General features: G+C 73.6%; 15 protein-coding genes. 8 read left to right on the top strand and 7 right to left on the bottom strand.

Annotated features, from left to right (window positions below):
* The first annotated feature begins 10 nt into the window (after positions 1–10).
* From ABZW17_RS33550 to ABZW17_RS33540, 3 genes are all read left to right on the top strand, one after another.
* A complete protein-coding gene (locus tag ABZW17_RS33550; protein WP_354823160.1) occupies positions 11–445 on the top strand; it encodes a single-stranded DNA-binding protein in 435 nt (144 codons plus the stop codon).
* A gap of 177 nt (positions 446–622) precedes the next feature.
* Entirely contained in the window at positions 623–913 is a 291-nt protein-coding gene (locus ABZW17_RS33545) for a hypothetical protein (protein ID WP_354823158.1), read from the top strand.
* A gap of 436 nt (positions 914–1,349) precedes the next feature.
* Positions 1,350–2,354 carry a pirin family protein gene (locus ABZW17_RS33540; RefSeq protein WP_354823156.1) on the top strand — a complete coding sequence of 335 codons (1,005 nt, stop codon included), beginning with the start codon at positions 1,350–1,352 and terminating at the stop codon, positions 2,352–2,354.
* On the opposite strand, the gene ABZW17_RS33535 is transcribed toward ABZW17_RS33540, so the two are convergent.
* Both ABZW17_RS33535 and ABZW17_RS33530 read right to left on the bottom strand, forming a co-directional pair.
* Complete coding sequence (locus ABZW17_RS33535) at positions 2,328–3,173, bottom strand: alpha/beta hydrolase (RefSeq protein WP_354823154.1); 846 nt, start codon at positions 3,171–3,173, stop codon at positions 2,328–2,330. The two genes, ABZW17_RS33540 and ABZW17_RS33535, sit on opposite strands and share 27 nt — an antisense overlap.
* 42 nt (positions 3,174–3,215) lie before the next feature.
* Positions 3,216–3,890, bottom strand: a complete 675-nt coding sequence (locus tag ABZW17_RS33530; RefSeq protein WP_354823152.1) for a GntR family transcriptional regulator — start codon at positions 3,888–3,890, stop codon at positions 3,216–3,218.
* A 2-nt stretch (positions 3,891–3,892) separates the two neighbouring features.
* Here ABZW17_RS33530 and ABZW17_RS33525 point away from each other — a divergent pair, with 2 nt between their 5' ends.
* Positions 3,893–5,563 (top strand): thiamine pyrophosphate-dependent enzyme, encoded by a 1,671-nt coding sequence (locus ABZW17_RS33525; RefSeq protein ID WP_354823150.1) that lies wholly within the window; start codon positions 3,893–3,895, stop codon positions 5,561–5,563.
* Here the strand turns inward: ABZW17_RS33525 and ABZW17_RS33520 are convergent.
* Positions 5,560–6,945 (bottom strand): pyridoxal-dependent decarboxylase, encoded by a 1,386-nt coding sequence (locus ABZW17_RS33520; protein ID WP_354823148.1) that lies wholly within the window; start codon positions 6,943–6,945, stop codon positions 5,560–5,562. The genes ABZW17_RS33525 and ABZW17_RS33520 overlap by 4 nt on opposite strands.
* 398 nt (positions 6,946–7,343) lie before the next feature.
* Positions 7,344–8,357 (bottom strand): phosphatase PAP2 family protein, encoded by a 1,014-nt coding sequence (locus ABZW17_RS33515; RefSeq protein WP_354823146.1) that lies wholly within the window; start codon positions 8,355–8,357, stop codon positions 7,344–7,346.
* A gap of 110 nt (positions 8,358–8,467) precedes the next feature.
* Between ABZW17_RS33515 and ABZW17_RS33510 the strand changes: the two genes are divergently transcribed.
* From ABZW17_RS33510 to ABZW17_RS33500, 3 genes are read left to right on the top strand one after another with little or no spacing between them, the layout of a single operon-like run.
* Positions 8,468–9,157: a response regulator transcription factor gene (locus tag ABZW17_RS33510; RefSeq protein WP_354823144.1), complete on the top strand. Its 690-nt coding sequence runs from the start codon at positions 8,468–8,470 to the stop codon at positions 9,155–9,157.
* The gene (locus tag ABZW17_RS33505) at positions 9,154–10,563 is read left to right on the top strand and encodes a HAMP domain-containing sensor histidine kinase (protein ID WP_354823142.1); all 1,410 of its coding nucleotides are present in this window, start codon (positions 9,154–9,156) and stop codon (positions 10,561–10,563) included. The genes ABZW17_RS33510 and ABZW17_RS33505 overlap by 4 nt, the downstream gene beginning before the upstream one ends.
* Entirely contained in the window at positions 10,560–11,054 is a 495-nt protein-coding gene (locus tag ABZW17_RS33500; RefSeq protein WP_354823140.1) for a hypothetical protein, read from the top strand. The genes ABZW17_RS33505 and ABZW17_RS33500 overlap by 4 nt, the downstream gene beginning before the upstream one ends.
* A gap of 19 nt (positions 11,055–11,073) precedes the next feature.
* Here ABZW17_RS33500 and ABZW17_RS33495 read toward each other — a convergent pair whose 3' ends face one another.
* A complete protein-coding gene (locus ABZW17_RS33495) occupies positions 11,074–11,664 on the bottom strand; it encodes an NAD(P)H-dependent oxidoreductase (RefSeq protein ID WP_354823138.1) in 591 nt (196 codons plus the stop codon).
* A 94-nt stretch (positions 11,665–11,758) separates the two neighbouring features.
* On the opposite strand from ABZW17_RS33495, the gene soxR reads away from it, so the two are divergent.
* Entirely contained in the window at positions 11,759–12,241 is a 483-nt protein-coding gene (soxR, locus tag ABZW17_RS33490; RefSeq protein ID WP_354823136.1) for a redox-sensitive transcriptional activator SoxR, read from the top strand.
* A gap of 1 nt (position 12,242) precedes the next feature.
* Here the strand turns inward: soxR and ABZW17_RS33485 are convergent, their stop codons facing one another.
* On the bottom strand, positions 12,243–12,752 hold the full coding sequence (locus ABZW17_RS33485) for a DUF664 domain-containing protein (RefSeq protein ID WP_354823134.1): 510 nt from the start codon (positions 12,750–12,752) through the stop codon (positions 12,243–12,245).
* Between the two features lie 72 nt (positions 12,753–12,824).
* Positions 12,825–13,415, bottom strand: coding sequence for a hypothetical protein (locus tag ABZW17_RS33480; protein ID WP_354823132.1), 591 nt, complete (start codon positions 13,413–13,415; stop codon positions 12,825–12,827).
* Between the last annotated feature and the right edge of the window lies 1 nt (position 13,416).

Here is a 13,416-nt window from a genome sequence, read left to right as displayed (position 1 = left end):
GGAGAGACCGATGGCAGGCGAAACGACGGTCACGGTGGTCGGCAACCTGACGAACGACCCCGAACTGCGGTTCACCCCGGCCGGCGCGGCGGTCGCGAACTTCACGGTCGCGAGCACACCCCGGCTGTACGACCGCGAATCCGGCACCTGGCGCGACGGCGACGCGATGTTCCTGCGCTGCAGCCTGTGGCGGCAGTACGCGGAAAACGTCGCGGAGTCGCTGGTGCGCGGGACCCACGTCGTCGTCCAAGGCCGGCTGAGACAGCGGTCGTTCGACACGAAGGAGGGCGAAAAGCGCACCGTGATGGAGCTGGACGTCGAAGAGATCGGTCCGGCCCTGCGCTACGCGACGGCCAAGGTGACCAAGGCCCGCCGCGCGACGGGCACCGAAGGCAGCACGGCGTGGACCCCGGAGCCGGTGTCGGTGGGCGACCCGCCGTTCTGAGCCCATCCGTTCGCGGCCGTCCTCCGAACGCCCGTCAACGGGGATTCGACCCGCCCTGGACCGCCGCCGGTGACGATGGAGGAACGCTCCGGCCGGGCTCCACCCGATGTCGAAATCCCGTCTTCCGGTTCGACGCAAGGGCAGGACGAGGCCGAACCACGAGCGGGAGGGACCGAGATGGACGGGAACGAGAAGACCGGCTCACCGGTGGCGCGCCCCGCGGTCAACCACCGGATGCGGGCGATGCTGCGAGCGGTCGGCGCCGGCCGCGCCCAGGTGTCCTGCAGCAGCGAACCCGACCTGTTCATCGACGGCCTCTCCTGCGGCGACCAGTTCGCGGCCCACGCGCTGGCCCACCAGGGCCTGGTCCGCGCGGCCCGCCCGGGCAGCCCGGGCGAACTGGTCCCGGCAGTCCTGACGGCGGCGGGCCAGGCCATCATCACGGCCGAAGAACGCCCAGCCGCCTGACCCGGCAACGGGTCCGCTGTTTGACAACTCCACAAAGAACGGCCACCGCCCGGGAGGCCAGCAGCCGAACTCGGCAGCCCACCCGACAGCGCCCGTCGGCCCTCGGTCACCTCCGCGCACACAACCACCGCGCGCAGCCCCACCCGACAGCGCCCCTCGGCCCTCGAGCCACCTCCGCGCACCCGACCACCGCGCGCGGCCCCACCAAGCCCACCCCCACACGGCGGCAACCCACCCGACAGCGCCCCTCGGCCACCTCCACGCACCCAACCGCCGCCGTGCAGCCACACCAAACCCACCCCACACAGCGGCAACCCACCCCACCGTGGCCGGCACGGCCCGCCCACCCCCGCAACCCCACCCGCAGCGGAGGCCTGCCCACCCGGCAGCCCCGCCCATCCACGCCCCACCCCCGATCGCGACTACCGTGGCGGACATGAGCAACACCGAGGCCGCCCCCGCCGAACTCGCCTGCGGCGACCGGCCCGCGGCCGCCGACCCCGACCGCCCGGCCGTCGAGGTCCTCACCCCGCGCGAGGTCCCGCTCGGCGGCCCCCGCGCGATGCGCGTCCGCCGGACCCTCCCCCAGCGGTCGCGTTCCCTCATCGGCGCGTGGTGCTTCGCCGACCACTACGGCCCGGACGAGGTCGCCGGGCCTGGCGCGATGGACGTGGCCCCGCACCCGCACACCGGCCTGCAGACGGTGAGCTGGCTGTTCGCCGGCGAGATCGAGCACCGCGACAGCCTGGGCACGCACGCGATGGTCCGGCCCGGCGAGCTGAACCTGATGACCGGCGGCCACGGCATCTGCCACTCGGAGGTCTCGACCGCGGCCACGAAGACCCTCCACGGCGTGCAGCTCTGGGTCGCCCTGCCCGAGCGCCACCGGCACACCGCACGGGCCTTCGACCACTACGTGCCGTCGGTGAACCGGATCGAAGGCGCGGAGATCCGGGTGTTCCTCGGTTCGCTGGCCGGGCGCACGTCCCCGATCCCGACGTTCACCCCGCTGCTGGGCGCCGAGGTCGTGCTGGGCCCGGACGCCCACATGTCCCTCGGCGTGGACCCCGCGTTCGAACACGGCGTGCTGGTCGACACCGGCGACGTCGTCGTGGCCGGCACCAGCGTCCGCGCGGCGGAACTGGGGTACGTCGGCACCGGCGTGCACTCCCTCACCTTGAGCAACCGCGGCACCACCCCGGCCCGGTTCCTCCTCCTGGGCGGTACCCCGTTCGACGAGGAAATCCTGATGTGGTGGAACTTCGTCGGCCGCACCCACGAGGAGATCGCCGCGTTCCGCGAAGCGTGGCAGGCCGGGTCGGACCAGTTCGGCAGCGTCACGGGCTACCCGGGCGAACGCCTGCCCGCCCCGGCTCTGCCGGCGGTCCGCATCAAGCCCCGCCGCAACCCGGCGTCAGGCCAGGAATCCGCCCACGGCTGAGACGAACGCGGGTGCGTCGTCCAGCCACGGGTAGTGCGCGGCCCCGGGCAGCACGACGGCCCTGCCGTCGGGGAACACCGCGGCGAGGCGGGCCGCGACCGCCGGGCTGGCAATCCAATCCAGTTCGCCGGCCAGCACCAGCACCGGAGCGGTGACGGCCCCGAGCGCGGCGAGGGTCGTCTCGGGCTCGAAAGCGCCCGGGGAGTTGTAGATCCGTGCGGCCGCGCCGTTGCGCTGGACGCGTTCCCCGGCGTGGTGCCGCCGGGCCGCGCTGTCCCAGCGGCCGTAGTACAGCGGCGCGACGGCGGCCCAGTCGGCGCCGGTCGCCGTCTGCGCGGCGATCGCCTCGTACGCGGCGGAGGCGGCGGCGAACCAGGGCGCGCCGGACCGCCGGGCCACGATCCGCCGGCGTTCGGCGGCGGGCAGTTCGAAGCCGACGGCCCGTGGGCTGGGCGCGACCAACGCGAGCCGGCGCAGGCGCTCCGGGTACCGGGCCGCGTACCGGAGGGCCAGGCCGGCGCCGGCCGAGTGCCCGAGCAGGTCGAACCGGTCCAGGCCGAGGTGCTTGCGCAGCGCCTCGACGTCCTCGACCTGGCGGTCGCACCGGTAGGTGGCCGGGTCGCGGGGTTCCTCGGAGTCACCGGTGCCCCGCAGGTCCAGCACGGCGACACGCCGCCGGGCGGTCATCCCGCCGAGGTCACCGAGGTAGCTGCCGGCCCGCATCGGGCCGCCGGGCAGGCACACCACCGGCGGCTCGGCGCCGGAACCGTGCACGTGAACGGCGAGCCCGGTTCCGTCCGGTGCGGGAAAGATCGGCACACCCGACCCTGGCATCTCGCGACCGGCGAAACAACCGGCGGCTCACCGATCCCGGGCGAGGTACGCCTCCAAGGTCGCCATCCGGTGGCCCCGGGCGAACTGCTCGACCGCCGCCGGCTCGGCCCCGCCCTCGATCAGGGCCAGCAGCCGTTCGTGTTCCTCGACCGACACCGGTGCGCGCCCCGGCACCGACGAGAACGTGCTGTCGCGGACGGCGGCCAGGCGGGTCCAGCAGCGCTGCACCAGGTCCACCAGGTTCGGGTTGGGGCACGCGCTGAACAGCACCTCGTGGAACTCGGCGTTCAGCGCGGTGAACGCCAGCGGGTCGAACTCGGCGAGACTGCGGCGCATCCGGTCGTTGAGTTCGCGGGCCCGGCCCAGGGCCTCCGCCGTGAGCAGCGGCGCGGCGAGGCCGGTGGCCGCGCCTTCGACGATCGCCACGGTCTGCATCGCGTGCTGGTAGGCGGTCGGGTCGATGGCCACGACCCGGGCGCCGACGTTCCGCTCGAATTCGATCAGCTCCTCGGCCTCCAGCCGGCGCAGCGCCTCGCGGACCGGCACCGCGCTGACGTCGAGCTCGCGGCCGATCTGGTCGAGGACCAGCCGGTAGCCCGGTCCGTAGCGGCCGTCGAGGATCCTGGCCTTGATCGTCTCGTAGGCCAGCTGGGACTTCGTGACCGGTCTTCCCGACGACGCGCTGATCATGTAGGAAACCATATATGGTTCCGTCGACGGACGACGCTCAGGAGGCCGCGCCGATGCCGATCCCCCCGCCTGCCCCGACCGCGGCCGACCTGATCGTCGACGGCCTGCGGGCCCACGGCGTGGACACCGTCTTCGGCCTGCCCGGCGTGCAGACCTACGACCTGTTCGACAGCCTCGCCCGCGCGAACGGCGAGATCCGGGTGGTCGGCGGCCGGCACGAGCAGACCGTGGCCTACATGGCGTTCGGGTACGCCCAGGCGACCGGCCGCACCGGCGTCTGCACGGTGGTGCCGGGGCCCGGCGTCCTCAACGCGTCGGCCGCGCTGCTCTCGGCGCACGGGGCGAGCGCGCCCGTGCTCTGCCTGACGAGCGAGATCCCGCGCGCCTACCTCGGCCGCGGGCTCGGGCACCTGCACGAGATGCCGGACCAACTGGCGACCCTGCGCACGATCACGAAGTGGTCCGCACTCGTCGAGCACCCGGTGGAGGTCCCCGACGCCTTGGCGACGGCGTTCCGGGAGGCGGCGGGCGGGCGGCCGCGGCCGGTGGCCCTCGCGGTGCCGTGGGACGTGCTGGGGCTGCGCGCGCCCGCCGAAGCGGCCGGCCCGCTGCCGCTGCCGCGCCCGGCCGTCGACCCGGTCGCCGTCGAAAAGGCCGCCGGACTCCTGGCCGGCGCGAAGCACCCGATGATCATGGTGGGCGGCGGCGCCCGGCACGCCGCCGCCGAGGTCCGGGCGCTGGCCGAGCGGCTGCAGGCGCCGGTGGTGCCGTTCCGCGGCGGGCGCGGCATCGTCGGCGACGACCACCCGCTCGGCTTCACCTGCGTGTCCGGGTTCGAGCGGTGGGCCGAGACCGACGTCGTCATCGGGATCGGATCGCGGCTGGAACTGTCCTGGTTCCGCTGGCCGGACAAGCCCACGGGCCAGAAGACGATCCTGCTCGACATCGACCCGCGGCAGGCGACCCGGCTCGAGGCGGACGTCGCGATCGTCGCCGACGCGGCCGACGCCACGGCCGCGCTGACCGCGGCCGCCGGTCCACAACGGACGGACCGGACCGCGGAGTTCACCGCGCTGAAGGCCACCGTGGCGGAGCGGTTCGCCGACGTCGGACCGGAACTGGAGTACCTCCGGGCGATCCGGGAGGTGCTGCCGCGCGACGGCTTCTTCGTCGAAGAGATCTGCCAGGTCGGCTTCGCGTCGTACTTCGGGTTCGAGGTGTATGCCCCGCGCACGTTCATCACGTGCGGCCACCAGGGCACGCTCGGCTTCGGCTACCCGACGGCGCTGGGCGTGCAGGCGGCCTTCCCGGATCGGCCGGTGGTTTCGGTGGCCGGCGACGGCGGTTTCATGTTCGCCGCGCAGGAACTCGCCACGGCCGTCCAATATGGACTCAACGTGGTGGCGGTGGTGTTCGACAACGGCTCCTACGGCAACGTCCACCTCGACCAGGAGCGCCTCTTCGAAGGCCGCGCCCTGGGCGGGCGGCTGCGGAACCCGAACTTCGCGCGCCTCGCCGAGACGTTCGGCGCGCTCGGCCTGACCGCGCGCACACCGGACGACCTGCGCGGCGCACTGGACAAGGCGTTCGCGGCGGGCCGGCCGTCTCTGGTGCACGTGCCGTGCGAGCTCGGCATCGGCGCGTCGCCGTGGAAGTACCTGATGCCGAAGTCGGACCGCAGCTAACCGGCGGCCACGCGCTCCAGTGCGGCGAAGATCCGGTCGACGTCGGCGGCGGTCGTCCGCCAGTTGCTGAAGGCGGCGCGGAGGGCGGGCCGGCCGTCGTAAACGGTCGGCGTCAGGAAGGTGGTCCCGTCTTCGGCGATGGCGCGGACGAGGGCGTCGATCCGCTCCTGGGTGACCTCCCCGGCCGGGGTGAAGCAGACGACGTTGAGCCGCACCGGGGCGAGGAGCTGCCAGCGGGGCGAGCCGTCGATGCGCGCACCCAGGTCCCGGGCCAGCGAGACGCAGCGCTCGACGATCTCACGGTGCCCGTCGCGGCCGTAGGCGACGAGCGAGAACCAGGCGGGCAGGGCGCGCAGCCGCCGGGAGTTCTCCGGCGTGAGGTGCAGGAAGTCGGGAGTGTCGCCGATTTCGCCGAGGTAGGCGGCGTTGTTGCTGAAGACGCGCAGCTGCAGATCGCGGCGGCGGGTGAACTGGACGGCCGAGTCGTAGGGCACGTTGAGCCACTTGTGCAGGTCGATGACCACCGAATCGGCGAGGTCGAGGCCCGCGGTGAGCGCCGCGTGCTCCGGCGCGAGCGCGGCGAACCCGCCGAACGCGGCGTCGACGTGCAGCCAGAAGTCGTGGCGCTGCTTGAGGGCGGCGATCGCCCGCAGGTCGTCGAAGTCGACCGTGTTGACGGTCCCCGCGTTCGCGACGACGATCGCCGGGCCGGCGAGCGTCTCGAGCGCTTCGGCGAGTTTCGCGATATCAACGGCTTCGCGACCCGGAAGCACCGGCACCTTCTTCAGGGAGGACCGTCCCATCCCGAGGAACGACAACGCCTTCAGGATGCTCGAGTGCGGCGAGCCGGAGAGCACGGTGACGGGCCCGAGCGCGGCGGCGCCGTCGGCGGAAACGGTCACGCCGGCCCGCTCGCCGAGCCACTCGCGGGCGATGGCGAGGCCGGTCACCGTGGACATCGTGGCGCCGGTGACGAACGCACCGGAGAACTCGGGGCCCAGCCCGAACAGTTCGGCCAGCCACCCGACGGTCTCGCGTTCGAGGTCCTGCGCGGAGGAGTCCATCCCGCTGGCCGGGTTCTGGTCGTAGGCGGCGGTGAGCCAGTCGCCGGCGAGCGAGGCGGGAGTGGCGCCGCCGGTCACGAACCCGAGGTACCGCGGCCCGGCGCTGGCGGCGAAGCCGGGCTCCCACCGCCGCAGGAACGCCTCCAGCGCACCCCGCGCCCCGGCCCCACCCTCCGGCAGCGGCGCGGCAACGACCCCGACGGGCGGAACGGCCGCGGCCCGCTCCCCCACCCCGGCCAGCGCCGCACCGGCGACTTTGCTTGCGGCATCGAGAAGATCGGGCAGAGAGTGCAGATCATCGGCCAACCTCGCGTCCATCCACCCGACGCTAGGCCCACCGCCGCCCCCTGTCGCGGTCCAATCCCCCGAAACTGGCCTCCCGCCCACCGCCACCCGCGATGCCCACCCAATCACGCAAACCGACCCTCCAGCCACACGACCCGACCCCCCAGGCACGCCACCCGACCCCCCCAGGCACGCCACCCGACCCCCCAGGCACGCCACCCGACCCCCCAGGCACGCCACCCGACCCCCCAGGCACCTGGGCCAACCGCCAGGTACACGAGACGGGCGGCGGGCCACACAAACCGACCGCCCAGGCACACGAGCCGACCCGCCAAGCACGCGAACCGACCCTCCGAATACGCGAACCGACCGCCCAAGTACGCGAGCCGACGGTCCGGGCACGCGGACCGCCGGCTCAGCACCTCAACACCTCACCGAACCGACCGCCTCGCACCCCCACCCGAGGACACGCCACGCCCCGCCGACCCACCGCCGTCACGCCCCGCCGGCCCACCGCCGTCCCGGCCCGCCGGCCCACCGCCGTCCCGGCCCACCCGCCGAAGCCGCCGGACGCGGCCGTCCGCCGGGTCGAACGTCACCCGGCGAAATGGTCCCGCCACCAGCAACGCCACCGCCTCCGCCGACAACGCCGCCAGCACCATCGCCGCCACGAACTGGGCCGCTGCCGATGTTGCCGTCGCCAGTACCGCGAAGCCCGCCAGTACCACCGCCGGCGGGGCCAGCAGGCCCGTCAGGACCGGGATCCACGGCACGCGGTCACCGTCGGGGCGGCGGGCGGACACCACCGCCGCCCCGGCGCAGGTGACCGCCGCGACCAGCAAGCAGCCGCCGACGGTGTCGCTCAACCGGTGCCAGCCCAGTGCCACCGCGGCCGCCGAGACCCAGGCGACGCCGAATCCGCCCGCCACCAGTGCCGTCGACCGGAACCGGCGGGGCAGGACGACCGCGAGCGCCACCAGCACCGCCATCGCCGCGCTCACGTGCCCGCTCGGGAAACTGTTGTGGCTCGCCACGCCCAGCCGGTCGTCCGTGCTCGGCCGGTCCAGCACGTACAGCTTGAGCAGCTGCGCCACCACCAGCGGCGCCGCCAGCAGCACCAGGGCCGTCACGCCGAGGGCGAACCGCCGCCGGGCCAGGGAAATCACCACCAGCAGCACCGCCACGCCGCCGAGCACGACCACCAGGTCGGCTTCGCGCAGCGGGGCCGCCCACTCCACCGTCGTCGACTGGGCGCTGTGGACGACGCCGTTCTCGACACCGCGGCCGGCCTGGGTACGGACGAACAACAGGTAGGCCGCGACGAACGCCAGGGCGAACCCCGCCGCGCTCGCCGCCAGGACCGCCGTGCGGGATGCCGCCCGGGTCACGAGCGCGGGGCCGGCCGGGCGGGTCGCGGCGGGTGCGTCGGTAAGGATCACTGCCATGTCCCCGAGTCTCCGGCGCGCGTTTCGGGATCCCGTCAGGGCGATGTCATGGTTTTGCTACAAGATCCGCCCGGGTCGCCATGACGTGCGCTTTTCCGAATAATGGCGCCGTGGCCGAGGTACTGGTGGTAGAGGACGACGCGGCGGTGCGGGAGGGCCTGCAGCTGGCCCTGCGCAGGCAGGGACACGTGGTGCGCACCGCGGAATCGGGCGAGCTCGGCATCGAGGCGCTCGTCCGGCACCGGCCCGACCTCGTCGTGCTCGACCTGATGCTGCCCGGCATGGACGGCTTCGAGACCTGCCGCCGGATGCGGGCGTCGGGGCCGGTCCCGATCATCATGCTCACCGCGCGCGCCGACGACTTCGACATCGTCGCCGGGCTCGAAGCCGGTGCCGACGACTACGTCGCCAAGCCGGTCGAGCCGCGGGTGCTGGACGCGCGGATCCGGGCCGTCCTGCGCCGGGCCGTCGGCGAACGGCCCGGGGAGGCGGCCGCGGCCGGGGAACGGCACGGCGACCTCGTCATCGACCGGGCCGCACTCGAGGTGACCAAGCGCGGCGCGCCGGTTTCGCTCACCCCGACCGAGCTGAAGCTGCTGCTGGAGCTCTCGCGCACGCCCGGTCAGGTGTACAGCCGCCAGCAGATCCTCTCCGCCGTGTGGGACCACGACTACCTCGGGGACTCCCGGCTCGTCGACGCCTGCGTGCAGCGGCTGCGCGCGAAGATCGAGGACGTCCCGGCGAAGCCGGAATACGTGCAGACGGTCCGGGGGTTCGGTTACCGGTTCGGCCGGTCGTGACGGCACCGCCGATCCGGACGTGGCTCGCCGGGCTGCGGCCCCGCCTGGTCGCCGCCTTCGCGGTGATCATGATCCTCGGCGCCGCCGCCGCCGCGGGCGCCAGCTACGTCTCCGCGCGCCGGGCCATCCTGGAAGGCATCCAGGACCAGACCATGCTGAAGCTGCGCGACCAGGTCGCGGCGTACCTGCCGATCGTTTCCGTGCCGCCGTCCAGGGGCACGCTCGACGCCTTCGCGACGGCCCTCAAACCCACTGACGTGCTCGTCGTCTACCACGACCTGCACTCGTCGGCGGGGCTGTCGCCCGACACCGTGCCGGCCGGGCTGCGCCACGCCGTGGCCGCCACCACGAGCATCCAGTTCCAGCGCGTCGAAGAGGGCGGCACCCCGCTGTTCTTCGTCGGCCTCCCGGTGCAGACCATCAGCGGCCGGCCGAGCGGCCTCGAAGTCTACGCGATGGTGTCGCTGACCGACCAGCAGGACGCCGTCGACGAGCTGGCCCGCAACGCCTGGCTGTACTCCGCGCTCGCCCTGCCGATCGCGGTCGCGGTGGCGCTGCTGGCCGCCCGGCAGGTGCTGCGGCCGGTGCGGGCGCTGAACACCGCGGCGAGCCAGCTCGGCCGCGGCCGGCTGGACGTGCGGCTGCGGGCCAAGGGGTCCGACGAGCTCGCGCAGCTGGTCACCACGTTCAACCACACCGCCGCGGAGCTGGAGCGCACGGTCGGCACGCTGCGCGCGATGGAGGCCGACGCGCGGCGGTTCGTCGCCGACGTCTCGCACGAGCTGCGGACGCCGCTGGCGGCGATGAACGCGGTCACCGACGTCCTCGACGAGGACGCCGAGCAGCTGCCACCGGACACCGCGGTCGCGGCGCGGCTGGTGTCGGCCGAGACACGGCGGCTGACCCGGCTGGTGCAGGACCTGATCGAGATCTCCCGGTTCGACGCCGGGCGCGCGGAGCTGCGCCGGGAGGAGCTGGACGTCGCCACGGCGGTCGCCGACAGCTTCGCCGCGCGCGGCTGGGAACCCGGCGCCGACCTGATCGCGGACCTGCCGCCGGGGATCACCGCGCGGCTCGACCGGCGGCGGCTCGACATCGTCGTGGCGAACCTGGTCGGCAACGCGTTCCGGCACGGCGCGCCGCCGGTCGAGGTGGTGCTGCGGGAGGAGTTCGGGGCCGTCGTGCTCACCGTCACCGACCATGGGCCCGGGATCCCCGCCGACGTGCTGCCGCGCGTCTTCGACCGCTTCGCCAAGGCCGACACCGCCCGCACCCGGTCCGAGGGCAGCGGCCTCGGGCTGTCCATCGCGCGGGAGAACGCGCGGCTGCACGGCGGCGACATCGTCGCGGCCGACACCGGCACCGGCGCCCGGTTCGAGCTGCGCCTGCCGCGGGAGGGCGCGTGAAGAAACTCCTCGTCCTGGCGGTGCTGCTGCTGGTGAGCGCGTGCGGGATCCAGCCGACTCCGGTGCTCGGGGCGGGGCCGGCGCCGACGCTGCGCAACCCGGTGAACGACGGGCCCGGCACCGACGTGACCCTCTACTTCGTGCACGACGGCCGGATGGCTCCGGTGTCGCGGCCGGGCGGCTTCCCGGTGACCGTCGAGTCGACCCTGGCGATGCTGCTGACCGGGCCGACCTCCCAGGAAGAGGCCGACGGGTACACGACCTCGCTCCCGCGGCGGGCCGGCGGGCTCGGGGCCCTCACGGTGTCCCCCGGTCCGCCGGCGACGATCGACCTCTCGTTCCCGCTGCGGCCGGTCAGCGGTGCCGGGATCAACCAGCTGGTCTGCACGACGTTCGCCGCACTGGCGGCGACCGGCGGGAACCCCGTCGACGGCACCATCGCCCTGGTCGGGCCGGACATCCGGCTGCCGTACCAGACGTGCCAGGCGTGAGCGGCATGTCGACACGGCGTCAGGCGGGATAGGGCCGCGCCGCCCGGGCCTCGGCCAGCGACCGGGCCCACCACCCGAGCTGGTCGAGCATCGCCTTCGCCGCGACGCCCGCCGCGTCGTCGAGCGGCACGCCGTCCTCGCCGAAGCGCGCGTGGGCGCCGTGGAAGCTGACGGTCTCGCGGATGGTCACCGCGTGCAGCTCCGCGAAGACCGCGCGCAGGTGCTCGACCGCGCGCAGGCCCCCGGAAATCCCGCCGTAGGACACGAAAGCGACCGGCTTGGCCCGCCATTCGGGCCGGTGCCAGTCGATCGCGTTCTTCAGCGACGCGGGATAGCTGTGGTTGTACTCCGGCGTGACCACGACGAAGGCGTCGGCAGCTTCGAGGCGCGGAGCCACCTTCGCGACTTCGGCGACGACCGCCGGGCTCGGCTCGGTCCCGAACGCGGGCATCGCCAACGGCAGGTCGGGTTCGGCGAGATCGACGACGTCGACCTCGAACCCGCCGTGCCGGTCCGCGACGCCGGCCAGCCAGTCCGCCACCACCGGGCCGAACCGTCCTTCCCGGACACTTCCCACGATCACCGCGACCCGCACCGGCGCTTCCGACACACTTCCTCCTCGGCACAGCGGAACATTGCCGCACCCAGGATGAAAGTTCAAGCTCCCTTGAAGTCAAGGCGAAGGCTGTGGTTGGCTGTCGGCCATGGCGAACGTCGCGGCCCGGCCGCTGCCCGACCTGACGGTCGGCGAACTTTCCCGCCGCAGCGGGGTTCCCGCGTCGGCCCTGCGCTTCTACGAGGACGAGGGGCTGATCCACAGCCGCCGCACCGCGGGCAACCAGCGGCGCTACCGGCGTGACACGCTGCGGCGCGTGACGTTCGTCCGGATGTCCCAGCGGGTCGGCATGCCGCTGTCGAAGATCCGGGAAGTGCTGGCCCTGCTGTCCGACGACCGCACGCCCACCCGCACCGACTGGGCGCGGATCTCCCGCTGCTGGCAGGAGGACCTGAACGCGCGGATCCGCCAGCTGGAGCAACTGCGCGACCAGCTGGTCAACTGCATCGGCTGCGGCTGCATGTCCCTGGCCAGCTGCAAGCTCGCCAACCCCGACGACCAGCTGGGCGCGGCCGGACCGGGGCCGCAGCGGCTGGCCGACCACCGCGGCGAGAGCTACGAAGACTGCTGAGCTACCGGCGTTCCAGCAGCCCGCGGACGTACATCGCCTGCCCGGCGTGCTGGATGTCGTCGTCGAGCACGCTGATCAGGCGCACCCCGAGCGTCACCGGCGGGTCCCACGCCTCGTCGACGACCCGGTCGAGGGCAGCGGGGTCGAGGCCGGAGACGAACCGGACCGTTCGCTCGTGCACGGCGTCGTAATAGCCGGTCAGCAGGTCCGGCTCGGTGACCCGGACCGCCTCGACGTCGGCGGGGCGGTGGCCGTAGCCGATGTCGCCGGCGGGGAAGGGGAGGCCGAACCGCGAAAGCCAGTCCTCGCCGGTCCACACCTGCTCGGTCCCGGCCACGTCGGCGACGTGGTCGTCCTGGACCCGGGTCAGGTGCCACACCAGCCAGGCGATCGAATTGGCTTCGTCGTCCAGCCGGGCGCCGAGCTGCTCGGCGGCGAGTCCCTCGACCGCCGCATGCACGGTCCCCTGGACCCGGCCGAAGCCGTCGACGAGCAGTTCGGCCACGTTCATCCGGTCGCCTCCCGTTGCTGACCCCGTTTCCCGGCGGGCTACCCGATCATGCCCGCCGGGAAACGGTGTCCGCTAGCGCGGCAGCAGCTGGTCGAAGAACGAGCGGTAGCGGCGCAGCGCGATCCGCAGCTCCTCGGTGGCCGGTTCACCCTGCTGCCACTGGCTTTCCAGCTCGCTCTTGTGCTCGGCGAAGGTGGTGGCGAGGGCGCTGATCACGGCGGCGACGAGCTCGTCGGCCTGCTGGACGGCCTGCTTCGGGTCGTCGACGAAACCGGTCTGGACGTTCTGCCATCGGTCGCGGAAGCCGGTGACCTTCTCCTGATCGATCAGCTCCGGCGTCTCCACGTCCCCGCCGGACTGCGCCGGCGTCTCGACGTCCCCGCCCGAACCCGCCACGCTCCTGTCGGCGGTGTCGGCGGTGTCGGCGGTGTCGGCGGTGTCGGCGGTGTCGGCGGTGTCCTCCCGGACGGCCGAAGCGGAGGCCAGGTCCGCGGTGCTCAGGTTGTGGTCGGTGCCGTGGTCGTCCGCGGTGCCCGGCTCGCGGAAGTCCGCCCGGTCCTGGCCGACCACGTCGGTGTCGGTGTCGTCGTGGAAGCCGCCGGCCTCACGGCCGGTGACGTCCTGCTCGTCCTCGGCGTCGTGGCGCGTCAGGTGCTCGGTCATG

Source organism: Amycolatopsis sp. NPDC004625 (assembly GCF_040609695.1).
Lineage (GTDB): Bacteria > Actinomycetota > Actinomycetes > Mycobacteriales > Pseudonocardiaceae > Amycolatopsis.
Note: the sequence above shows the minus strand (reverse complement) of the source record. Positions and strands in the feature narration are given on the sequence as shown.

Coding starts and splice junctions, on each gene's coding strand:
- ABZW17_RS33550 (WP_354823160.1), top strand. CDS start 11: ATGGCAGGCGAAACGACGGTCACGGTGGTCGGCAACCTGACGAACGAC.
- ABZW17_RS33545 (WP_354823158.1), top strand. CDS start 623: ATGGACGGGAACGAGAAGACCGGCTCACCGGTGGCGCGCCCCGCGGTC.
- ABZW17_RS33540 (WP_354823156.1), top strand. CDS start 1,350: ATGAGCAACACCGAGGCCGCCCCCGCCGAACTCGCCTGCGGCGACCGG.
- ABZW17_RS33530 (WP_354823152.1), bottom strand. CDS start 3,890: ATGGTTTCCTACATGATCAGCGCGTCGTCGGGAAGACCGGTCACGAAG.
- ABZW17_RS33525 (WP_354823150.1), top strand. CDS start 3,893: ATGGTTCCGTCGACGGACGACGCTCAGGAGGCCGCGCCGATGCCGATC.
- ABZW17_RS33520 (WP_354823148.1), bottom strand. CDS start 6,945: ATGGACGCGAGGTTGGCCGATGATCTGCACTCTCTGCCCGATCTTCTC.
- ABZW17_RS33515 (WP_354823146.1), bottom strand. CDS start 8,357: ATGGCAGTGATCCTTACCGACGCACCCGCCGCGACCCGCCCGGCCGGC.
- soxR (WP_354823136.1), top strand. CDS start 11,759: ATGGCGAACGTCGCGGCCCGGCCGCTGCCCGACCTGACGGTCGGCGAA.
- ABZW17_RS33485 (WP_354823134.1), bottom strand. CDS start 12,752: ATGAACGTGGCCGAACTGCTCGTCGACGGCTTCGGCCGGGTCCAGGGG.
- ABZW17_RS33480 (WP_354823132.1), bottom strand. CDS start 13,415: ATGACCGAGCACCTGACGCGCCACGACGCCGAGGACGAGCAGGACGTC.